This window comes from Clostridium hominis, assembly GCF_014287825.1.
Lineage (GTDB): Bacteria > Bacillota > Clostridia > Clostridiales > Clostridiaceae > Clostridium > Clostridium hominis.
On sequence record NZ_JACOOO010000013.1, the window covers coordinates 69,935 to 93,264 of the forward strand.

The 23,330-nt window shown below is 26.8% G+C and carries 27 protein-coding genes and 1 pseudogene; 26 read left to right on the forward strand and 2 right to left on the reverse strand.

Features of this window, described 5'->3' with window-relative positions; translation table 11 throughout:
- Window positions 1-125: 125 nt before the first annotated feature.
- The 21 genes and pseudogenes from H8S20_RS07205 (at window position 126) to H8S20_RS07305 (ending at window position 17,015) form a co-directional block, all read left to right on the forward strand.
- Window positions 126-791, forward strand: a complete 666-nt coding sequence (locus H8S20_RS07205; protein WP_186859663.1) for a response regulator transcription factor — start codon at window positions 126-128, stop codon at window positions 789-791.
- Window positions 788-2,233, forward strand: coding sequence for a sensor histidine kinase (locus tag H8S20_RS07210; protein WP_005211996.1), 1,446 nt, complete (start codon window positions 788-790; stop codon window positions 2,231-2,233). The genes H8S20_RS07205 and H8S20_RS07210 overlap by 4 nt, the downstream gene beginning before the upstream one ends.
- Before the next feature lie 208 nt (window positions 2,234-2,441).
- The gene (locus tag H8S20_RS07215; RefSeq protein ID WP_005211998.1) at window positions 2,442-3,800 is read left to right on the forward strand and encodes an ABC transporter permease family protein; all 1,359 of its coding nucleotides are present in this window, start codon (window positions 2,442-2,444) and stop codon (window positions 3,798-3,800) included.
- Window positions 3,801-3,811: 11 nt separating this feature from the next.
- A complete protein-coding gene (locus H8S20_RS07220) occupies window positions 3,812-4,444 on the forward strand; it encodes an ABC transporter ATP-binding protein (protein ID WP_005212002.1) in 633 nt (210 codons plus the stop codon).
- Window positions 4,445-4,491: 47 nt separating this feature from the next.
- Window positions 4,492-4,854, forward strand: a complete 363-nt coding sequence (locus tag H8S20_RS07225; RefSeq protein ID WP_005212003.1) for a hypothetical protein — start codon at window positions 4,492-4,494, stop codon at window positions 4,852-4,854.
- A gap of 333 nt (window positions 4,855-5,187) precedes the next feature.
- Entirely contained in the window at window positions 5,188-5,400 is a 213-nt protein-coding gene (locus H8S20_RS07230) for an NUDIX hydrolase (protein WP_042397347.1), read from the forward strand.
- A 41-nt stretch (window positions 5,401-5,441) separates the two neighbouring features.
- Window positions 5,442-5,756, forward strand: a pseudogene (locus H8S20_RS07235) (hypothetical protein).
- A 66-nt stretch (window positions 5,757-5,822) separates the two neighbouring features.
- Window positions 5,823-6,161: a hypothetical protein gene (locus H8S20_RS07240; protein ID WP_032116770.1), complete on the forward strand. Its 339-nt coding sequence runs from the start codon at window positions 5,823-5,825 to the stop codon at window positions 6,159-6,161.
- 20 nt (window positions 6,162-6,181) lie between these two features.
- Entirely contained in the window at window positions 6,182-6,487 is a 306-nt protein-coding gene (locus H8S20_RS07245; protein ID WP_042397354.1) for a hypothetical protein, read from the forward strand.
- Window positions 6,488-6,562: 75 nt separating this feature from the next.
- Window positions 6,563-7,189, forward strand: coding sequence for a hypothetical protein (locus H8S20_RS07250; RefSeq protein ID WP_186859664.1), 627 nt, complete (start codon window positions 6,563-6,565; stop codon window positions 7,187-7,189).
- A gap of 84 nt (window positions 7,190-7,273) precedes the next feature.
- A complete protein-coding gene (locus tag H8S20_RS07255; RefSeq protein ID WP_186859665.1) occupies window positions 7,274-7,582 on the forward strand; it encodes a DUF960 family protein in 309 nt (102 codons plus the stop codon).
- A gap of 19 nt (window positions 7,583-7,601) precedes the next feature.
- Window positions 7,602-7,952 carry a hypothetical protein gene (locus H8S20_RS07260; RefSeq protein WP_186859666.1) on the forward strand — a complete coding sequence of 117 codons (351 nt, stop codon included), beginning with the start codon at window positions 7,602-7,604 and terminating at the stop codon, window positions 7,950-7,952.
- A 1,422-nt stretch (window positions 7,953-9,374) separates the two neighbouring features.
- Window positions 9,375-9,626: a Mor transcription activator family protein gene (locus H8S20_RS07265; protein WP_032116765.1), complete on the forward strand. Its 252-nt coding sequence runs from the start codon at window positions 9,375-9,377 to the stop codon at window positions 9,624-9,626.
- Between the two features lie 619 nt (window positions 9,627-10,245).
- Complete coding sequence (locus H8S20_RS07270) at window positions 10,246-11,922, forward strand: recombinase family protein (RefSeq protein WP_032116764.1); 1,677 nt, start codon at window positions 10,246-10,248, stop codon at window positions 11,920-11,922.
- A 93-nt stretch (window positions 11,923-12,015) separates the two neighbouring features.
- Complete coding sequence (locus tag H8S20_RS07275) at window positions 12,016-12,525, forward strand: GNAT family N-acetyltransferase (RefSeq protein WP_032116763.1); 510 nt, start codon at window positions 12,016-12,018, stop codon at window positions 12,523-12,525.
- 224 nt (window positions 12,526-12,749) lie between these two features.
- Window positions 12,750-13,205 carry a DIP1984 family protein gene (locus H8S20_RS07280; protein WP_032116762.1) on the forward strand — a complete coding sequence of 152 codons (456 nt, stop codon included), beginning with the start codon at window positions 12,750-12,752 and terminating at the stop codon, window positions 13,203-13,205.
- Between the two features lie 333 nt (window positions 13,206-13,538).
- Complete coding sequence (locus H8S20_RS07285; protein ID WP_081921648.1) at window positions 13,539-13,775, forward strand: hypothetical protein; 237 nt, start codon at window positions 13,539-13,541, stop codon at window positions 13,773-13,775.
- Window positions 13,776-13,950: 175 nt separating this feature from the next.
- Entirely contained in the window at window positions 13,951-14,931 is a 981-nt protein-coding gene (locus tag H8S20_RS07290; RefSeq protein WP_032116761.1) for an NAD(P)H-quinone oxidoreductase, read from the forward strand.
- A 6-nt stretch (window positions 14,932-14,937) separates the two neighbouring features.
- Window positions 14,938-15,078 carry a hypothetical protein gene (locus tag H8S20_RS07295; protein WP_186859667.1) on the forward strand — a complete coding sequence of 47 codons (141 nt, stop codon included), beginning with the start codon at window positions 14,938-14,940 and terminating at the stop codon, window positions 15,076-15,078.
- A 319-nt stretch (window positions 15,079-15,397) separates the two neighbouring features.
- Window positions 15,398-15,550 (forward strand): zinc-ribbon domain-containing protein, encoded by a 153-nt coding sequence (locus H8S20_RS07300; RefSeq protein WP_032116760.1) that lies wholly within the window; start codon window positions 15,398-15,400, stop codon window positions 15,548-15,550.
- A 301-nt stretch (window positions 15,551-15,851) separates the two neighbouring features.
- Window positions 15,852-17,015, forward strand: coding sequence for a sensor histidine kinase (locus H8S20_RS07305; RefSeq protein WP_186859668.1), 1,164 nt, complete (start codon window positions 15,852-15,854; stop codon window positions 17,013-17,015).
- Window positions 17,016-17,138: 123 nt separating this feature from the next.
- On the opposite strand, the gene H8S20_RS07310 is transcribed toward H8S20_RS07305, so the two are convergent.
- The gene (locus tag H8S20_RS07310) at window positions 17,139-17,486 is read right to left on the reverse strand and encodes a helix-turn-helix domain-containing protein (RefSeq protein ID WP_032120193.1); all 348 of its coding nucleotides are present in this window, start codon (window positions 17,484-17,486) and stop codon (window positions 17,139-17,141) included.
- Window positions 17,487-17,656: 170 nt separating this feature from the next.
- Here H8S20_RS07310 and H8S20_RS07315 point away from each other — a divergent pair, with 170 nt between their 5' ends.
- Together H8S20_RS07315 and H8S20_RS07320 are read left to right on the forward strand one after the other, a co-directional pair.
- Window positions 17,657-17,848 (forward strand): helix-turn-helix domain-containing protein, encoded by a 192-nt coding sequence (locus tag H8S20_RS07315; protein WP_032120192.1) that lies wholly within the window; start codon window positions 17,657-17,659, stop codon window positions 17,846-17,848.
- Window positions 17,849-18,819: 971 nt separating this feature from the next.
- The gene (locus H8S20_RS07320) at window positions 18,820-20,220 is read left to right on the forward strand and encodes a glycoside hydrolase family 1 protein (protein WP_032120191.1); all 1,401 of its coding nucleotides are present in this window, start codon (window positions 18,820-18,822) and stop codon (window positions 20,218-20,220) included.
- 125 nt (window positions 20,221-20,345) lie between these two features.
- Here H8S20_RS07320 and H8S20_RS07325 read toward each other — a convergent pair whose 3' ends face one another.
- Window positions 20,346-20,624 carry a DUF4491 family protein gene (locus H8S20_RS07325; protein ID WP_032120190.1) on the reverse strand — a complete coding sequence of 93 codons (279 nt, stop codon included), beginning with the start codon at window positions 20,622-20,624 and terminating at the stop codon, window positions 20,346-20,348.
- Between the two features lie 230 nt (window positions 20,625-20,854).
- On the opposite strand from H8S20_RS07325, the gene H8S20_RS07330 reads away from it, so the two are divergent.
- From H8S20_RS07330 to H8S20_RS07340, 3 genes are all read left to right on the forward strand, one after another.
- Window positions 20,855-21,004, forward strand: a complete 150-nt coding sequence (locus H8S20_RS07330) for a zinc-ribbon domain-containing protein (protein WP_032120189.1) — start codon at window positions 20,855-20,857, stop codon at window positions 21,002-21,004.
- A gap of 442 nt (window positions 21,005-21,446) precedes the next feature.
- Complete coding sequence (locus H8S20_RS07335; RefSeq protein ID WP_186859669.1) at window positions 21,447-22,133, forward strand: response regulator transcription factor; 687 nt, start codon at window positions 21,447-21,449, stop codon at window positions 22,131-22,133.
- Complete coding sequence (locus tag H8S20_RS07340) at window positions 22,130-23,284, forward strand: HAMP domain-containing sensor histidine kinase (RefSeq protein WP_186859670.1); 1,155 nt, start codon at window positions 22,130-22,132, stop codon at window positions 23,282-23,284. Before H8S20_RS07335 ends, H8S20_RS07340 begins: the two co-directional genes overlap by 4 nt.
- Window positions 23,285-23,330: the final 46 nt, after the last annotated feature.

Below are 23,330 nucleotides of genomic sequence, written 5' to 3' on the forward strand. Positions count from 1 at the left end.
TTAAGAGTGTTAATTTATGAAATTAGCACTTTTATATTTATAATATAATTGAAACTTTATGTTATTATGTATTTATAAAATAAATTCATTTTGATATATATTATATAAAATGGAGGAAAATATAAATGAAAATTAATATATTAATTGTTGAAGATGAAAAAGAAATAAGGGAAGGCGTAAGTGAATATCTAGTAGAGGTTGGATATAGCGTTATAAGTGCAGAAGATGGAATGCAAGCAATAGAATTATTTAAGAATAATAAAATTGATTTAGTAATTTTAGATATAATGCTTCCAAAGGCTAACGGATTTGTTGTTTTAAATAAAATTAGACAAGAAAGCAATGTTCCAGTAATTATGTTAACAGCAATGAGTGATGATTATACCCAAATTATGAGTTTTGATGAAGAGGCAGATGATTATATTACAAAGCCATTTTCAATAATAGTTTTACATAAAAGAATAGAAGCACTTCTTAGAAGAGGAGTAAAAGTTAGTGAAAATAAAAAGTGGTGTTATGGAGATATAGAAATTGATTTTGAAGGATATTCAGCAAGAAAGAATGGCGAAAATATTGATTTAAAACCTAAGGAAATAAAATTAATAGAGTTATTATTAAAGTATGAGGGAAAGGTTTTAACAAGAGCACAAATCTTAGATAATTTATGGAGGATTGAAGAAGCACCAAATGATAGGGTTATTGATGTATATATTAAAAATATAAGAAAAAAGTTGTTATTAGATTGTATAGTAACAGTTAAGGGAATTGGATATAAATTTGAGGAGCAATGATGAATAAGTTAAAGCTATTTTCAAAAACATATATATTTACCATGGGGATAATAAGTGTAATAATTTTAATTTCAAATGTTTTAATTTATTTAGCATTACCCAAGGTATATGTGAATAATAAACAAAAGGAAGCTGATAAAATTATTGAAGATTTAATTGAACAAGTAAATAAATCTGATAATAAGGAATCATTTAAGATAGCAAAGAATTTTGCTGAAAAATATAATATTCAAGTTTTACTTACTATAGGAGATGAAAAAAGGGTATTTCAAGGTTTGCACAAAGTAGATATATATGTTAATGAAGAGGAAATTACAGAAAACTCTTTAATAATTCCTAATTTAAGTGGTGAAAATATTATAGAAAGTTTTGATGATGAAAATGGAGAAATATTCGGTCAATATATTAATATAAATAATTTATCAATAATAAAAAGTAGGGACTTTAAAAAAAGTAATGATGTAAATGGAAGTGCTAAAATAGTAATGGATTTAGAATCATTCACAGAAACAAGAGATATTATATTAAAAATACTTCCATATTCTATTTTTATAAGCTTGCTTATAGCACTTATTGCATCATATATATATGCAAGAAAAATTACAACTCCAATAAAAGAAATTTGTGATGTTACAAAAAAAATGGAGAATTTAAATAAAGAAGCCTTTTGTGAGGTAAAAACTGAAGATGAAATAGGAATATTAGCAGCTAATGTAAATAGTTTATATGAAAATTTATTAAATACAATTGTATCATTGGAAGAGGAAATAAAAAATGTAAGTGAATCTGAAAAAATTAAGGTGGATTTTTTAAGAAGCGCATCACATGAGCTTAAGACACCACTAATGAGTATGTATATAATGATTGAAAATATGCTATATGATATAGGAAAATATAAAAATCATTATATATATTTAGAAAAATGTAAGGATATAGTTAGTGAATTAAGTAAAATGGTTCAGGAAATTTTAGATACTTCAAAACTTAATATAATAAATAATAAAAATGAAAGTGTATTAGATTTAGGTAGTTTAGTTCAAAAGAACATAGAACCATATAAATTAATAGCTAAGTCAAAGAAAATTAATATTAAAATGAATTTAAAAGAGTCTTTTAATATTAAAGTAGATGAAAAATTATTTACTAAAGCAATTTCTAATATTATTTCTAATGCAGTAAATTATACTGATGAAGGAAAGGAAATAAGAATATATATAAAAGATAAAAAACTTATTATAGAAAATGATTGTAAGCCAATTTCAGAAGAACATTTAGCACATATTTTTGAGGCATTTTATAGAGTTGATTTTGATAGAAATAAGAGTAGTGGGGGGAATGGGTTAGGATTATACATAGTTCAACAAATTTTAAAAATGTATAATTTAGATTATTCTTTTAAATCAATATTAACTGGAATGAGTTTTGAAGTTGATTTTAATTAAATATTTGAAATTTGTTCATGTTTAATAAAAAATAAAATAGTTGAAAAATAACGGGTATTAGATTAATAATATCCTTATTTTTTTATAAAAAATAATTTAATTAATACGATTCTTAATGAATTTTATAAACTTAATTTTTAAATTTCATAAATATTTCATATTAGGTTGATAGAATGTACTCAAGTTAATAAACAAGGAGGACATAAATATGAATGTATTTAAGAGATCAATATTATATATAACAAGAAAAAAAATAAAAAGTATTATTATGTTATTTATATTATTTGGAATAGCAACGGCAGTTTTAAGTGGAATTTCAATTAAAAAGGCAGCAAATATAGCAAGACAAGATTCAAATAAGGATATGGCAAATACTTTTGAATTACAAGCTAATTTTGCGGGTAATTTTGAAGGAACAATTCCAGAAAATTTAATTGATAAGGTTTCAAAGGTAGAAGGTGTTAAGAATTATGATGCAGCAATTCAAGGAGCTGGTTTAGATTTAGAAAATGTAAATTATATAAAACCTGAAAAAAATGTAGTTCAATATAATGATGATTATAAATATGAAAAACTTTTTTCTGTAGAAGCACATAAAAGTTCAGAATATGATATTAAGTTTATAAGTAAATCATTAAAGCTGATTGATGGTAGACATATTGTTGCTACTGATAAAAACAAGGTATTAATTCATAAGGATTTAGCAGAAGCAAATAATTTAAAAGTTGGAGATACTATAAAAGCAACAAAGAGTGCTGGAGATTTTAATGCATCAACTTTATCTAAAAGTGATTATGACCTTGAAATTGTAGGTATTTTTGAAAGTGAAAATACTGAAAGAGCTGGACATAAATTAGAAATGCCAGAAAATCTTTTAATTACTGATGTAGATACTATTAAAACTTTATATGGATATTCAGATGGAAATGTAAAATATACAAATGCTACTTTCAATACAGATACTGATGTAGATAAAGTAACATCAAAATTTAAAGATATTCCTACTGATTGGAATAAGTATACAATAGTAAAAAGTGAAGATACATTTTTAGCTTTATCTAAGTCTTTTGATTCTTTAGATAAGATTATAAATATGGTTTTAATTGGAGCAATAATAGCTGGAGTAATAATACTTTCATTAGTGTTAGCATTTTGGATTCAAGGAAGAGTTCATGAAACCGGTATATTACTTTCAATAGGAGTTTCAAAGTTTAATATTATTTCTCAATATATAATTGAATTATTACTTATAAGTATATTAGCTTTTGGAGGATCATATTTCTCAAGTAAGGTAATTTCACAAAATATAGGAAATACAATAGTTGCACAAGCAGGTAAGCAAGCGGTTCAAGACGTTCAAAGTGGATTTGGAGGATTTTCATTAGGAAATGATGTTAATAGTTCTTTAGCAACTCGTACAGTAGATGAAATAGATGTAAAAGTAGAGGTTGAAGAATTAATTTATGTATATGTTATAGGAACAGTTATTATCATACTTTCAGTAATGGCATCATCAGCATCAATAATTAGATTAAAACCAAAAGAAATATTATCCAAAATGAGCTAGGAGGAAAATAAATGTCAATTTTAGCATTAAATAAAGTTAATTATTCATATAAAAATGGAAAAAAAGTTTTAAATGATATAAGCATGGAATTTGAAGAAGGAAAACTTTACGCTATTTTAGGGGCTTCGGGTTCAGGAAAATCAACGTTATTATCACTATTGGCTGGATTAGATGAACCTAGAAATGGCGAAATATTATATAATAATCAAAATATAAAAGTAAAGGGATATGAGAATCATAGAAAAAGCAATATTTCATTAATATTTCAAAATTATAATTTAATTGATTATATGACACCTTTAGAAAATTTAAAAATAGTTAATCCCAAGGTGAATAAGAAAATATTAAACAATTTAGGGTTAGCTGATGATGAAATTAATAGAAACGTATTACAACTATCAGGGGGACAGCAACAGCGTGTTGCCATTGCAAGAACACTTGTTACAGATTCACCAGTAATATTAGCAGATGAGCCAACGGGGAATTTAGATAGTGATACAGCTGATGAAATTATAGAAATATTAAAAACAAGTGCACATAAACATGGAAAGTGTGTAATAGTGGTTACTCATAGTAAGGAATTAGCTAAAAAAGTAGATGTTGTACTTGTTCTAAAAAATAAGAAACTAACACAGATTAATTAATAAAAATTATATTATTAACAATAAGTTTTTAGAAGGAATAATTAAGTATGAAAGTAAAACATTTTAAAGATGCAAATTTAATAAGTAAAGTACTATATGTTATTTCAATAATTATATTAGCATATACATTATTAACTATATATAATTCACATGTATATATATTATCACTTGTAGCATCAGGTAAGATTGTGGTAAGTAAAAGTATATTAGTGGTAATAACATATTACATTAATTCATCATTACCGTATGCATTTTATTCAATAGCAACATTTTCTATGGGATATATTATCAATGAATTAAATGTTAAAAGGGAAGTAGAAAAAGATATAAAAACTGATTTAGAAGACTTTAATAAATTAAATGAAGATGATAATGAATTAGAAGAATTAATAGAATATTTAAAAGATTAACTAGCTGTTAAGGATTAATTTAGAAAACTCTTGATATTCACTTGAGAAAGTTATTATGATGTTAGGGTAATGGGCAAGATGGTAAGGGATAACAAGCAATTGGATATAAAGTAAGTTTTGAGAAGGAGTATCAGTTAAGGGTGCTCCTTCTTCTTTTAGGTTAAGAAGTTTTGGAGCAACTATGTTGAATTTGAACATTACTATATAGAATAATATGGGGATGTAGATCATAATTAAATTATAATTTTAAAAGTATATTAGAAAAGGAGAAAAGTAATGAGCAAGTTTACAACCTAACTTAACACCGATACGGAGATTCAATTACATAGTCCAATGCATACTCTTCTTGAAAATGTAGGTCATGAAGTTGAGAATATAGATTTTATATATTTTGAAAGAGCATTTTCTAATGAAGTTAGACCACAAAAGGGAGAAAGCAAAGAATTATATTGGTTTACTAAAGAAGAAATTGAAAGTAATGATACTATAAAACCTCATGTTAAAGTAATGGCATTAGATGCATTACGTATTTTAAGTAATATATAAATATATATTATGATTATGTAGTATATAAGGAGGTTGTATCTATGAATAATGAGATTATACGTAGAAAAATGACAGAGTTTCCGTAATGGAATGATAGAAATGGTTGTTATACAGATGAAAATTGTGATTTAGAAGAAGTACCAAGAATGACATATGATGATTCAGTAAAATATTTCTTTGGTGTGATGAATGATGATTTCTACTATAACATAACAGATAATATTTTTGAATTATCTTATGAGGAAGTAATTAAATATGCTAAAGATAATAACTTCTATGATTCAACATATGAAAAATTAAATCTGTTAATAAATAATGATAAGCCAACAATAGAATTTTATAAAAGTTTACTTTAGTAAAGCTCTTACTTGTATTTAGATATGCAAGTAAGAGTTTTTTATATGTAGAAGGGGGAAAGTATAATGAAAAAAGTTTATAATGAAAGTCAATTAGTTAAATTAAATAGCATACCAGTAGAGGTTATTGAATTCGTAAGAGAAATAATAGTTATATTAAATGAAGCATATGGAGAGGATAGGAATGTAGAATCTGACTTAGGTGGATATGTATTAATAGCAGAAAATATAGTAGATATCGAAATATTGAAACAAGATAAGTTACAATGTTTAGTGCCAGAATATACTGATGTAATAGAAGTTATGAATGGAGAAAATTATACTTCAAGCTTATACTTACTTTCTAGCGATTTTTCAATTGTAGTAGTATGTACTGAAGAACTTTCTAAGTTCCTACTGGAATAAGATAAGGAGGTAGAATTAATGTGAGTAAGAAGAGTGAAGAAAAGATAATCAAGGAAACTAAGTACTGCAAGATAAAAAGCCAAGGAAAAGTTGGAGCAGGAGAATACACATACTCAATAGAGAAAATCTACATCAAAGAACTAAAGAGATACGAAGTAAGGTTCTGTGTCTACAAGGCTACTAGAAGAGGTGACGAAACATACATTCCAAGAAGTCTTGATGTAACAGAACTAGAACTAATAGAGCTAATAAAGGAGTCAATAAGAGAGAAAGTATTTTCAGAAGAATTCATTGAAATGTTAAAACAAGAAATAAACCAAATCTAAAAGTCTTAATTGCTACAAGTATAGTGATTAAGACTTTTTTACATTTAAATAAAAGTATAGAAAGAGGGAGTATAAATGTTTAATAAAAATAATGTATTTATTACAGTTAATGAAGAAGTTTCTTCAATAATTCAGCAGTATATAATAAGAGAAATTAAGAAGGTATTAGATAAATACAAGAGTATAGCAACAGAAGAAATAGGTAGTGTAGGAAAATTAATAAACAGTATAAGCAATGAAGAGTTAAGGGAGGAATTCCTAAATGATTGGAGCATGTCAGTAAAGATAGCAAAAGAAATTGGAGAAAATGAAGTTGATGACAGGATAATTTCTATGTACCAAAATCTAAAAGGTAATGGATTAGAAGAATTATCAATAGGTCATGTTATTAATTGGTGTAATGAGTTAGATGAACAAGGTTATGTAATGCTTGATGATTATAACATAATTTATAAAAGTTCAGCTAATTTAAAAGATGTTGGAAGAAGATTATTAGATGAACTACTTGATGATGCAATTTATGTTGATTCATTAATAGTTAAAGATTCATTAGTTGAATATTGGATAGAGCAAACAAGTAAAGAAGAGGTAATAGATGACTTAATTAGAGGAAATAATATTGAAGAACTATTAGGACTTGCTCCAGAAACCATATATGAAGATGAATATAATAAATATTTATATTCTGAAATAGATTGTTAAGAGGTTATATCTTAGTTAATAAGGTATAGCCTTTTTACTTTTTAGATAAAGAGTGAGAAACTAATAATAAGGAGATAAAGAGAGATGTTCAAGAAAGACAATAGATATGTAACTAGAGGAGTAAATGATGAGATAGATATAAGATTACAACTTATAATGTGGAGCATGATTGATAAGTTAAAGGATGAAGGAAATGTTGAACTGGATTACTTACAGGTTTTTAAGATAAGAAAAGAAGGAAAGAAGATTGTAATAAGTCAGAGTCAAGAAGTTCCTGAATACTCATGCACATATGAAATAGAGCTAGAAGATATTCAGATAGATGATGAGATTAAAGTTTATGTAATAGATAGTGGAGAATATTCTACAATGCTTTTTCCATCAGAATACTAATTGAAGGAGGTTCAAGTAAATGATAAATAAGCTAAGTAAAGAAAAGTATTTCAAGTATGATAGCAAAGAACTTCTTGGAGTAATGAGGTTTGACTTCTATGATGGAAGGCTATCTAACCAATGGAATCCTAGAGAATTAATAATTGAAATGAATGATAGGAAGTTAATAGACCTAAAAAAGTTACAACAAGAACTTAATTACATTCAATTTGCATTGATAAAAGATTTCAATAAAGTTGTAGAGCTATGTAATGGTACAGGTTATGATAAAGAAACTCTAGTATACATAGAGCTTGAAGAAGGTAAGTATGTAATAAAGCTAATACCTGTAAAAGATAGTTACTCATACATATATACGTATAAGAGATAGGAGGAGAAAGTTATGGATATAGTAACAGTAATAAAAGTAGTTGGAACAATACTAACAGTTGTGGCAACTTCAATAGAAGCAACAACTAAGAAGTAGTATGAAATAAGGTATCATCACAATTAATAAGAATAATAAATTAATTGTGATGATATTATAACAATAAGCTAATTTTTTTTATAACAATAATAAACTACTAGAAAATATCGTTGTAATAGTAGTGTCGATGTAACGATAGTGACGATATTTTCAGTAAGAATAAGATTGAAATCAAAAAGAGATAAGATGTAACCTAAATAAAAAATGAAGTAGAAAAATTGAGTAGGTAATCAGTCAAAATACATCTAAAAAGCAACGATAAGACATCAGAAAACAGAGATTTTATAAACTGTGAAGAAATGTAGCCATATAAATGAAAAACTACGAAAAGGGGATAAATTGAATGTTTTCTAAATAAGCTGGTAGGTAATAAAGAAAAATAAGTAAATAATAGAATCATAACATTACAACCTAGGATAACAAGGCATTAAATAGGATGAGGGGTTGAACATACAGGAAATCCTAGGCTCAATAATTCCACTTGAAATCAAGGATAAGTCATAACATATAATATGTACAGGAAAAATCTAAATTCACTCAAAAATAAAAAGAATTGAAATGATAAAACATAAAAATAATGGAACTTGGAACTAGGGAATAGAAACTAAGGACTTGGGACTTGGAAAGAGTAACGGGGGATAGGGGGGCTAAAGCCTTACAATGAAATAAGAATTGAAGTAGATTAATAAAAATCTATTTCAATAAAAAATAAAATAAATAATAAAGAATGAGAAGAGTAAATATAATAAATAAAAATAATAGAAAGAAGTATATAATAATAAGATTACAATAAGAAGATAATTAAGAATAGATATAAGTTAAAAATAAGTGATTAAGAAATTTCAATAACATAAAAAAAATAATAAAGATTATAATAACTAAAGTTAATAATAAAGAAGATATAAACTGATAAGAAATAGATACAATAAGATGAAGAAAATCTAATCAATATATAAGATACAATTAAGATAATATAACAATAAAAGTAATTGAGGAAGAAGATATAATAACTATATCAATTTATATAGATAGAATTAAGAAAGTCTAATAAAGTTACAATAGATAATAAAATCATAACAATAGACAGAGATAAAAATCCAATCTACAAATAAAGAGAAATACATCAGAAAGCAACAATAACATACTAGAAAACAGAGATTTCAGAAAGTGAGAATAAATAATAGCACTCAAAATAAAAACAACAAAGAAAGACTAAATCAACTGTTTTAATTGATGTAGTGAAATATATATTATAAATCTGATTGAAGAGTTAATGTTTCTAATAAAAGAAGCATTAACTCTTTTTATATTTTAGGAGGAGTAGATATGAATAAGTCAGATTATAATGGAGTATACGAAGAGTTAGTCGAATTACTAGGATTAGAAAATACATTAAAAATACATAAATATTTCAGAGGTCAACAAGTGAACTTTCCAATGAGATTATATTCTAAAGAGTACATAGAAGAATATCTTATAAAAAATTACAATGGTAAGAACTTGAAAGAATTATCTAAGAAGCTAGATTACACAACTAATTGGTTGAGGAAGATGTTAAATAAGATTGAATTTAGTTAATGTAGTATTGGATTGATAAAGGTTGTAAGTAGGTCTAACTTAGGTTGAATAGAAGTAAAGAAAATCAATAAGTTGGACGTAAGGACATGTTAAATTCCCCAATAGGGGTAAAAAGAGTTACATAAAAAGAGAATGTAAGTAAGAAAAGAGTGAAAGCTCTATGCGACCATACGTCCAAGAGCAATGAAATCAATAATTGAAGAAAAAGGTAATAAGTCCTAAATAGAACCAGAATCAACACCAAGATGTATAATTCCCGTAAATCCCGCAAACCCATAAAAAAATAATAGGTCTATAATAAATAGAAAAGAGAACTAAAAATAAATAAGTTTTTATAACAATAATAAAATCTTACGGGATTACGGGAAAAACGGGGAAGCAAGATGAATCCAATAATAAGAGCGTAATAAATGATTGGGGGAAAGGGGGCAAAGTAGTAGGGCTAAATAAAATTAAAAAATAAAAATTTATTTTTTATAAATAAAACTTTTTATCTACTTATCTACCTTTACCCCTTACTATCAAAGAATAATTGTAATAGAAAATATCGTCATAACCGTAGTACCGATAGTGTCGATATTTTCAGTAGAAATAAGTTAATGATTATAGGAGAATAAAAATGAATATAGATAAAGTAAATAAGATAGAACAGGTTGCTATATACTGTAGAGTAAGTACAATAGAACAAGCAGAAGAAGGATATAGTATAGATGAACAAGAAAGACTTCTAAGAGATTGGTGTAATAGAATGAATTACTCAGTTTATAAGGTATATTCAGATAGAGGAATAAGTGGTAAAGAGGTAAAAAATAGACCAGCACTAAAGGAACTTCTAAAGGATGCAGAGGAAAGAAAGTTTCAGATGGTGATTTCTTGGAAGATTAATAGGATAAGTAGAAAGCTTTCAGATGTTCTAAGGATAGTAGATATACTAGAGCAGAATAATATAGCTTTCAATTCTTATTCAGAGCAATTCGACAATAGTACACCAGCAGGAAAAATGCAATTCCAGATGATGGCATTGATAGGAGAGTTTGAGAGAGGAACAATAGCTCAAAATGTAAAGATGGGGATGTGTGCAAAAGCAAAATCAGGAGAATGGTGTGGAGGTAGAGTTTTAGGGTATGACCTAGTTCCTGTTGAGAATCAAGAAGGAGCTAAAAGAAAAAAGAATAGACTAACAATAAATGAGAAAGAAGCAGAAGCAGTTAGGTTTATTTTCAATGAATATGTTAATGGGAAGGGATATAAAGCTATTACTAATCAACTAAATAAGCTAAGTTATAAGACTAAGAAAGGAAATGATTTTTCAGTAGGTTCAATACGAGAAATTCTAACTAATCCAGTATACATAGGAAAAGTTAGGTATAATGTAAGACAGAACTGGTCGGAAAAGAGAAGAAGAAATATAAATGCTAATCCTATAATAACAGATGGAATACATGAACCTATAATAGATGAAGGGTTATGGGATAAGGTACAAGCAATAATGGAAAGTAAGAAAGGTAAGCCTTCAAGAATATATGATGGTGAGTATCCACTAACAGGAATACTAAAGTGTCCTAAGTGTGGGGCTGGTATGGTGATTTCAAGAACTACTAATAAGTTAGCTGATGGAACTAAGAAGAGAATAGCTTACTACTGTTGTGGAGCATGGAAGAATAAAGGTACAAGCGTATGTAATTCTAATACAATAAGAGTTGATAAAGCTAATGAATATGTATTCAATAGGATTTCAGAATTACTTTCTAATGAGAAAATGGTTAAATCTATAGTAAATAACATTAATAAAGAAAGACATAAAAAGATAAGTCCAGCTAAGAAAGAGCTAGAAAGAATAGATAAGGAGCTTGAAAAGATAGATAGGAAGAAAACTAAGCTTTTTGAAGCATATGAAGAAGAGATAATATCTAAGGAAGAGTTCAAGGAGAGAAAAGATGAGCTAAACAAGAGAGCTAAAAGTCTTCAAGAGGAAAAAGAACCACTTCTAGTTACACTTTCGGATGATGTAAGTGAAGAAATACCTTATGAGTTCATAAAGAGCATACTAGAGAATTTTAGTAAAGTTCTAACAGAGAGTGCAACTAGAGAGCAACAGAAGAAATTGCTTCATATGATAATATCAGAAATAACTATAAATGAAGCAAGGGAGATAGATTCAATAAAACTAAAAATAAATGATAACTTGGTTGATTATATAAGTAAAGAAGAAGGAGTATCTATAAAGGGTACTCCTTCTTCTTTTATGTTAAGAAATATTGGTATGAGTGTATTGAATTTAGATATTGCTATATAGAGAATATTGAGGTTGTTATATATAAATATTATAATTTAATCATATGTAAATATTATATTCACTAGATAAATTAAAATTTTTGGAGGTGTTAGAATGAATTTTTCTATTGTTACTCTTACTAATGAAGACTTAACTCAATATAAAGTAGATATGCAAGAAGCATTCCAAAAAGGATTTGAAGATGTTTTTGGTAAGACTGAAGATATTATTCTTCCTGAAAGAGATATTAACCATTCTTTGAAAGCTAAGGGTTCAGTTGCATATAAAGCAGTTGTTGATGGTGAAATGGTTGGAGGTGCTATTGTAGTAATTGATGAAGAAGCTCAGCATAATCATCTCGACTTGTTTTATGTTAAGTGTGGTATTCATAGTAAAGGTATTGGTAAGAGAATGTGGGATGAAATTGAAAAATTACATCCGGAAACAAAGGTATGGGAAACTTGTACACCTTATTTTGAGAGAAGAAACATTCATTTTTATGTAAATAGATGTGGATTTCATATAGTAGAATTTTTAAATGAAAAAAATCCTGGAGCTGATATGCCAGAAGATTTTATTGGTGATGGAGGACAGGGGATGTTTGTATTTAGGAAGCAAATGTAATGTGATAACTTCTAGTTTGTATAGATAGAAAATCTCACTTATTACTGATACGGAGAACCGTATCATAAGTAAATGAGGTTTTTACTAAAAATGGATAATTAAATATAAGGGAGATGTTATTTACGTGTCGACTCCACCATGAAATCTAGTAGTACAGAAATGTGCAAAATTTATTTATATAAATAGTAGATAACAGAAAAATTGTTAAGAATAAGGTGATTTAAATGAAATTAGCTGAAGCTTTAAATTTAAGAGCTGACCTACAGAAAAGAATTGCAAACTTAAGAGAAAGATTGATAAAAAATGCTAAGGTTCAAGAAGGGGATACACCATCAGAAGATCCCAATATGCTTTTAAATGAACTAAATGATAATATTATTGAACTTGAAAATATTATAAAATTAATAAATAAAACTAATAGCTCTACTTATATAGACAATGAAAGTATTTCAGATATTATAGCTAAAAGAGATGCTTTAGGATTGAAATTATCTATTTTAAGAAGCTTTATTAGTGAATCTGCTGATAAAATTGAGAGATATTCAAACAAAGAAATAAAAATTTTAAGTACAGTGAATGTAGCTGAAAAACAGAAGGAAATAGATAACCTTTCAAAAGAATATAGATTAATAGATACTAAATTGCAAGGATTAAATTGGACGACCGATATTATTTCTTAAGAATTTAGATGGTAATTTGCAAGGGTGAACATAAGCTCTACTAATTGAGGTGTAAATTAGTACTATGATAGCATATACGGAACAATGTGCAAATAATAAAAATTAAGTTCAGTAATGTTACAAGAGTAAAGTTATAAATTAATGTAACGACCATATGTTAGCTTGTAAATGAGGGTGGGATAGGGACTAATAGATAGTTATCTAAAAGTTAATAAAAATAAATATATATTATAATTAGGAATAATATATTGAATAAATATTTTACTTATTAAGAAGCTTATATGTGTAATGTAATTACATATATAAGCTTTTTATTTTAAGGAGGAGTTTAAGATGAGAAAAACTTATAAGAAAATTCAGTTACTAGAGTTGAGTAAATATCCAAGGAAAGCTATTAAAAGCATTAGAGAAACAGTGTTTATAATTAATGATAATTATGGAGAGAAAAGAGATATTGAAAATGACTTAGGTGGATATGTAGTTATAGCAGAAAATATCGTAGATATCGAAATACTGAAACAAAATAATCTTAAAGTTTTAATAAAATATATAGATAATATGAAAGATTGATTCAGATATAGAATTTTTATATTTAGACTATTAGTTGGTATAGCAAAGAAAAAAAAGAACAGTATATTTATAATATTAATTTATTATTATAAAATATAAACATATTAAGTGAAAATTACTTACTTAAGTAACTTAAATAAAAGCAAAAATAATAGTAATATAGGAAGTGATATTTATGAAGAGTGTTATTGTAAAAAAACCAGGAGGTTATGAGCAACTTGAGGTTGTTGATATGAATATACCTAAATTAAAAGAGGGAGAATTACTTATAAAAGTACATTCTGCAGCAGTTAATCGTACAGATATTATAACAAGAGAAGGAAAAGTAGGCTATCTTGAAAATCCTATTTTAGGAGTGGAGATTTCAGGGGTGGTTACTGAAATAAGTGGTAAAAGCTCTTTTTCTATAGGAGATAGAGTAATGGGATTAGTTAATGGTGGAGGTTATGCTGAATTCGCTGTAATGCCATCAGATAGAGCTATAAAAGTTCCGGATTCTTTATCATTTGATGAAGCAGCTGCAATTCCAGAAGTATTTTTAACTGCTTATCAGACATTATTTTGGCTTGGTAAACTTAAAAAAAATGAAACTGTTTTAATTCATGCAGGTGCAAGTGGTGTTGGAACAGCAGCAATTCAATTGGCAAAACATATTAGTGATGCAAAAGTTATTGTTACTGCTGGTTCTAAAAGGAAACTAGATTTTTGTAGGGAACTTGGAGCAGATGTTCTTATAAATTATAAAGAGCAATCATTTGATGAAGAAGTTTTAAAGGCAACAAATGGTAAAGGTGTAGATTTAATTTTAGATTTTGTTGGAGCTGATTATTGGAATAAAAACTTAGCTAGCATTAAAAAAGAAGGAAGATGGGTTCTTATTGGTATACTAGGTGGAGCAGAGGTTGAAAAAGTAAATTTACTATCAATTATGTCAAAGTGTATTCAATTTACAGGAACTTTATTAACTCCAAGAAGTAATGAATATAAAGCTCTTTTAACAAAGGAGTTTTCTGAAAATATAATATCGTACTTTGAAGATAAAAAAATAAAACCTATTATTGATACTAAGTTTTCTTTAGAGGACATTGGAAAAGCACATTTACATATGGAAGGTAATCATAATATAGGAAAAATTATAATTAATGTGTGTGAGTAATAGAGAATGAAGCTTAGTCAGTATATCTTAGTTTTAGAAAAGAATAAGATAGATAAAAAGAAACATAAACTTTTTGAGGGATATGAGGAAGACTTAATATTTAAGGAAGAGTTTAAGGAGAGAAAGGAAGAACTAAAACTTAACTAAAATAAAAAACTCACTTAGTACAGATATGGATAAGCATATCATAAGTAATGATCTAAATTTTGGATTTAATTAGTTGAACTTATATCGACAAACAGATGTTAGAATGAGTATATTGAAATTATATACTATATAGAAAATATTGTAATAAATTTAATTATTTATATAAAACAATAAAAAAAGGTTGTAATTAATTAAATACTATGTTATTATAAATAAATAGCAAGGTTGCTAACAAAAAAGTTTCATTTAGGTAAATAGTTTCTCAAAAATTAGAGATTATTATATCAAATTAGAATCTTTAATTTCAGGAGGAATATTTATGACAGATAAGACATTAGTATGTAGAGATTGTGGAAGTGAATTCGTATTTTCAGTAGGAGAGCAAGAATTCTATAAAGAAAAAGGATTTACAAATGAGCCAACAAGATGTTTAGCTTGTAGAAGAGCTAAAAAAGAACAAAATAGAAGATAATTTTAGATTATTATAGGTTGTAGTTTTAACTACAACCTTTTTTGTTGTAATAAAAATAAAAACTTCCTTATAACAACTTCAAAGTAAATCTTAAAATATGAGAATAATAAGTAAATATATGTCGAAAAGTTTTGGTATATTTTTGGGACAAACTTATAGACATATAGAAAAAAATGGTATATTGTTAGAAGGTCAACAAATATTTACAAAATTATTTGGTAATTGACATTAAATTGGGGATTGGTTTAAGACTGTATTTTACAGTCTTTTTTTAGGGGGAATATATAAAGGAGAGGTTTTAGTGAGAAGTCAATATACAAAAGACACTTTGGAATTACTTCTAGATAGAGTACCTGATTATATATTTTATAGAGACTTAATGGGAAGAAATATTTATTGTAATGAAAGTTATGCAAAAGATTTTATTGGGAAACCGAAGGAAGAAATATACGGTAAAACGTATGAGGAATTAGATGTATTAAAACCATATGTTAATGTTGCCAGAATTAAGGATAGCGAAGTAATAGAAAAAAAGAAACCGTTGCAATATACTCAAACAATATATTTAGACGGGGTTAAATATACTGTTAATATTGAAAAGTACCCAACCTTCGATGAAGATGGAAATATAGATGGTATATTAGGTAGAATAAGAAAGATATCTCATGCTGAAGAGTTAGACAAATTAAAGGAGGGTTTTTTCTCTAATATAAGGCATGAATTTAGGACACCAATAAATATGATTATGTCATCTATACAGCTGTTAGAAAATAGATGTGAATATTGTGGATTAGGAGATTGTAAAGATTGCTTTATAAGGGATATACATAGAATAAAATTAAACACTTTAAGAATTTTAAAAATATCTAACAATTTTATAGATTTAACCGGATTACAAGCTGGAAATATTGAGTACAGTCCTGATAATTACGATATTGTAGAATGTGTAGAATCTGTATGCAATGATATAAACAACTATAAGAAGTTCAAAAATATAACTATAATATTTGATACAGAAATAGAAGAGTTGATCATAAGTTTTGATAAAGTCAAATTAGAAAGAGTTTTACTAAATTTGATTTCTAATGCAATAAAGTTTAATCATAAAGATGGAATAGTAATTGTAAGCATAATAGTAGAAGGCGATTTTGTTGGAATTTCAGTTAAAGATACAGGAATAGGAATAAAAGAGAAGGATTTAGAAAATATATTTAATGAATTTTATAATGTAGAAGATAGACTTGTTAAAAGCTGTGAAGGATTAGGTATAGGACTAAAGCTAACTAAGCACTTAGTTGAAATGCATAAGGGATTTATTAGTGTAAAGAGTAGCTTAGGTAAAGGTAGTGAATTTGTGGTAAGACTACCTAAGACTATAGAAGAACGTGTTAATAATGTATTAGATAAAATATATTATAATAGATTAGAAAAAATAAAAATAGAGTTTTCGGATATATACGAATAGTAAACATATAAAAAAGGAGTATCTTTTAATAGATGCTCCTTATATTATTGTTTAAAAAAGTATCAGAATTAATTTAATAAAATTAAAGATTAAAATATAAATAAGATTAATATCTTTAAATTATTAATCAGTATTTTTATCAATTTCTCTCAGTGTATTCTTAGCTTTTAAATAATAAAAAAGCTCTAGCTTATCTTCGTTTTTCCAAGAAGAAAAATCATCTAATAATAATAAAATATCTGATAAGTTCAATGATTTATAATCAGGAGAATATGGTTCATCATCTAATAAAATGGATATTGGGACACTTAATTTTTCAGATATTACTTTTAAAGTAAGAATAGAAGGATAACTTCTATTATGCTCAATATCACTAAGAAATGATATGGATAAATTAGTTAATGATGATAATTCTCTTAGACTTAATCCATTAGATTTTCTAAACTGTTGTAACTTCGTTCCTAAATCCATATATGCACCTCGTTATAATACGTTATTTACGTATTGTTTTACTATTAAATTATAAGATAAAAGGATATAGAAGTAAACCGAATAGAGTAAATACGCTAAAATAGTAAAAATGTGTCGAATATATTGAAAAAATACTTAATTAACGTAAAATTGTATAAGGGGGTGAAAAAGTGAAAATAGGAGAGAAGATTAAGTTGAGTAGAGAGGAACGTAAAATCACGCAAAAAGAGTTAGCTAAGAAAGCTGGTATATCTAATACATATTTATCTGATATTGAAAGGATGAGAACAAATCCATCAATAAAAGTTTTACAACAACTTGCAGATGCGCTTGAAGAAGCGGTAAGTAGCTTTTTAGAATAAAAATAATTTAAATATATTGGGTTAAATAAGGAGTTTCTATAGAAGATTCTCCTTTTTACTTTATTACAGTAAATATTAAATAAAGAGTTATTATCAATTAAGATAATAAGCAAGGGGAGAAGAAGGTAAAATATAAAGATGACAAATTATATGCTTAAAAATTAAGAAAATTTTAAATGTTTACGTAAACACAGTAATAAAATGAAAAAAATAGTAAAATTAGTGTGAATATGTTGAAAAAATTACTTTAATGGCGTAAAATTGAATTATAGAAGATTATAACAACATAGATGATGTTAAGTCGGAGTAATTGTTTATATCTAATTAAATTTAATCTTCTTTATTATAAATTTAACTACAGATAAATTGATAATATACAAAAGAGAATACACTTAATAATATGCTTAATATTTAGATCATTTCAATATCGAAGATTCCCCTTCGACCCCAATCATTTAAATCTTAAAAAGTTAAGCTTTAAAACTTAATATGTTAGAAATTTAAAATAAGACATGGCTATAATAAACAAACGATAAAAATGTAGATTTACTAAATTATAATTTTATATTTTAGTAGTTAATAGCATATTACATAGTAGAAATAAGTATAACCCATCTCTTACATGTCACCCCGATATTTTAAAGTTTTAATATTTATTGAGTAGATATTTATTAACTTTTACAGTAGGTTTAAAAATTGTTAGAAAAGTTTAGGTGTTAAGCTATTATTACAAGATCACCATAGTATAGGGTTTTATTTAGTTAATTGAAGACTAAATAAAACCCTATTTATATATGAAGAGTTTTTTAGATTTGACTTATATATGAGTTGATAAATATTATATATGAGCTTTTATATTTTCAAAAAATGAAAACACATCTGCAAATGTTTACATGCGGGTATATTTATTATAGTATAAAGGTATAATTAGAGATAAGTTATCTAGTACTTTTAGATGGAGGGAAGTATTTATGACAGATTGTAGGTTACCAAAAGACTTTTTCTTTGGAGCAGCAATGTCTGGTCCACAAACTGAGGGGTCTCACAATAAAGGTGGAAAGTTACCAAACTTCTGGGACAGATATTCTGATTTAGAAATTAACAAGTTCCATAATAATGTAGGAAGTTATGTAGGAAATGATTTTTATAACAAATATGAAGATGATATAAAGATGTTAAAGTCTTTAAACTTTAATTCTTTTAGAACATCAATACAATGGTCTCGTCTTTTAGATAAGGATGGAAGTATAAATCCTGAGGGAGCAGAATTCTACCATAAAGTAATAGATTGTGCTTTAGAAAATGGATTAGATATTTTTATTAATCTTTATCATTTTGATATGCCAGTTTATCTTTATGATAGAGGGGGATGGGAAAGTAGAGATGTTGTAGAAGCTTATGCTAATTATGCTAGAAAAGCTTTTAAGGAATTTGGGTCTAAGGTTAAGCATTGGTTTACATTTAATGAGCCAATAGTTGAGCCAATGTGTACATTCCACCAAGCTTTATGGTATCCATATATAAGAGATGAAAAGAGAGCTATGACAGTTCAATATCATATTACCTTAGCTCACTGTTTAGCTGTTAATGAGTTTAGATTAGCTCAAAAAGCAGGAGAATTATGTGAAGGAGCAAGAATTGGATTAATAAATTGTTTTGCGCCTCCATATACTAAGGAAAATCCATCACCAGAGGATTTAGAAGCGGTTAGAATGGAAGATGGATTACACAACAGATGGTGGCTTGATGTTGTAAGTAATGGAAAACTACCACAGGATGTACTTGATACATTAGAAGAGTATGGAATAGCTCCATATATAAGACCTGGAGATAAGGAAATAATAGCTTTAGGTAAGGTTGACTGGTTAGGATTTAATTATTATCAACCAGCGAGAGTACAAGCTCCAGCTAAGAAGTTTGATGATGAAGGAAACCCAATATTTTCTGATCCATACATCTGGCCAGAAAGAAAGATGAATGTTTATAGAGGATGGGAGATATATCCTAAAGGAATCTATGACTTCGGAATGAAGATTAAAGATGAGTGTCCAGGTTTAGAATTCTTCATATCAGAAAATGGTATGGGTGTTGAAGGCGAAATTAAATATGCTGATGAAAATGGAGTAATCCAAGATGACTATAGAATAGAGTTCGTTCGTGAACATCTTGAGTGGGTAGCAAAAGCTATTGAAGATGGAGCAAACTGTGTTGGATATCATTATTGGGGAGCAATAGATAACTGGTCTTGGATGAATGCATTTAAGAATAGATATGGATTTGTTTCTGTTGACCTTGGCGATGGATATAAGAGAAAGAAAAAGAAATCAGCAGGTTGGATAGCTAAGGTTGCTGAAACTAAAATAATAAAGTGATATAACAAAATAATGTAGCTAAGTAATATAGCAAAATAATAAGGAACTGTTTAAATACAGTTCCTTATTATTATTATTATTATTATTATTATTATAGTTATTTTTCTATAAATGGATTGAGATTTTTATCTTGGTTTCTTAGGATACCAACCTTTCTTAACCCTCTCTTCTTGTTCAAATATCTCTTTTATACTCCAAAGACAGCTAAAGCCTATTACCCCTAAGGAAGCAGTAAATATAGAATTATCAACATAGAGTGATAATGCAAGAAAGACAATTCCTACTACTAAGAAGATTGGCCAAATCCTTTTAGAAAAGTAATATTCACCTTTTATTACTATAGGATGAAATAGGCCTATTATAAGGAAAGAAATTAAACCAATAATAATACCATCAAAATTCAAAATAACCCTCCAATTATAAATAATTTAATTAATAATATGAAATTTTAAATTATAATATGATAAATGAAATAGTAAGTTATTAAGGGTTGCAATTTAATAAATACTATGTTATACTAAGTAAGTAGCAAAGTTGCTAACAAAAAATAAAAAGTTTCATTTAGGTAAATAGTTTCTCAAAAATTAGAGATTATTATATCAATTTAGAATCTTTAATTTCAGGAGGAATATTTATGGATAAGACATTAGTATGTAGAGATTGTGGAAGTGAATTCGTATTTTCAGTAGGAGAGCAAGAATTCTACAAAGAAAAAGGATTTACAAACGAACCAACAAGATGTTTAGCTTGTAGAAGAGCTAAAAAAGAACAAAATAGAAGATAATTTTAGATTGTTATAGGTTGTAGTTTAAACTACAACCTTTTTTGCGTATAATAAAATAAAAATTTTAATATTAATAAATAATAAATTGTGGTTAGTATATTTGTATTAGTTTAGGACGTTAAATAGATGAATGAAAATAAATTTAATGGATTTATTGGACGGAATCTATCATACTCATATGCACTAAAAAGTAATGATGAACCGTATGACAAGTAAGTCATGCGTTTTTTTATATTACTATAAAAACTTAAAAATTTAGAAAAAGCATAATTTAATGATTGTGTTGAATAATAATTTTAGCTATTAACATATAGATTAACTGAAGTGAGAAAAGGAAACTTAGTAACATATGATGATTGGGTAGACAGTTGATTTAACTAAATTTTAACTATCAATATTATATAATATATAGATGAATTAAAGTTTATGGAAGGAAATAATTATGAGATTATTATTAATAGAGGATGAAGAGGACTTAATTAATACTTTATCTAGAGGGCTTAGAAAGGTTGGATATGCTGTAGATACAGCTACTGATGGAAGAGATGGGTTAGATTTATTTTATATGAATGAGTATGATTTAATCATACTTGATTTGAATTTACCATCTATGGATGGACTTGAGATACTTTCAAAAATACGAGAAGAGAATCAAGATTGTAAGATACTAATATTATCAGCTAGATCTAATTATGAGCAAAGAATAGAAGGACTAGATAAAGGAGCAGATGACTATTTAGTGAAACCTTTTGATTTTGGTGAGTTAAATGCAAGAATTAGAAATTTATTGCGAAGAAGTTTTACCCAACAAAGTACTAAATTAAAATATGAAAATATCATTATAGATATGGCAAAAAGAACTGTTTATGGTGAAAATAATGAAAATATAGATATCAGACCAAAAGAATTTGCAATATTGGAGTATCTAATAATAAATAGAGGAAGAGTTATTAGTGCAGAAGAGCTTATAGAGCATATTTGGGATAATGATGAGAGTATGTTTTCTAACGTTATAAAGGTTCACTTAAGTAATTTAAGAAAAAAGTTAAATCAACATTGTAAAGAAGAAATTATTTTAAATGTACGAGGTGTAGGATACACCATTAACGAAGGTGAGAGTGAAAAATGATTAATAGGTTATCATTAAGATTTAAAATTACATTTGTTGTAACTATAATAATTATTTTAATTTCAACGATATTAACTATTACTTCTGTACATAATGCAAATATTATTTTCTTACCTACGGTTAATAGTATAAACCTTAAAGATAATAATGAACCTACTTATAAACTTGGTGATAAACCAATTAATGATTCAATTAATGAGGAGGTCAGATACAAAGAAAGTATAAATATGAGTAGGTTATCGTATAATTTTAAATATAATGCTGTCTTATATATGATAATTATAATTTTTGTTGGCTCTATATTAATATATTTTATATTAGGTAAAATGTTAAACCCAGTAAAGAAATTTAGTAAACAGATAGAGATAATAAATGAGTATCAACTATCTGACAGAGTATCTGGATTCAATAGCTGTGAGGAACTTGGAGAGCTTCAAAAATCTTTTAATAGTATGCTAGATAGGTTGGATAGAGCATTTGAAAGTAAAAAGCGTTTTTCATCAGATGCAGCTCATGAATTAAAGACACCATTAGCAGTACTAAAAAATAGCTTAGATGTACTTGAAATAGATGAAAATCCTAGTGAAGAGGATTATAAGTACACAGTGGCTATATTTAAAAAACAAACAGAGAGAATGATTAGTTTGGTAAATAATTTATTTACTATGTCAGAACAAAAGGATTACCATTTTAATGATACTGTAGATATGAATATTATAATTAATGATATTATAAAGGATTTAGCAAAGGAAATTGAGGATAAGAGTTTAAGTATTAATACTTATGGTAAGAGTTTATCCGTTAAAGGAAATAGTGTTATGCTAAATCACGCAATTTCTAATATAATTCAAAATGCAGTAAAGTATAATAATAAAAATGGAAGTATAGATATAATTACTGAAGAAGTTGATAAAAAGTGTATAATAACAATCAAAGATACAGGTGTTGGTATTGAAAAAGGTAAGGAAAAAGAAATATTTGAACCTTTTTATCGTGTAGATACATCTCGTTCTCGTAAAATAGGTGGTGCAGGATTAGGGCTCGCTATTACTAAGGATATCATTAGTCGTCATGGAGGGGGTGTAAACTATACACCTAATGAGAGTGGAGGAAGTATATTTGAGATAACTTTACCAATGATAAAGATTTAAGTTTGGATTAGATTAAATGTTAAATTGTATAATAATAAAAGGGCTT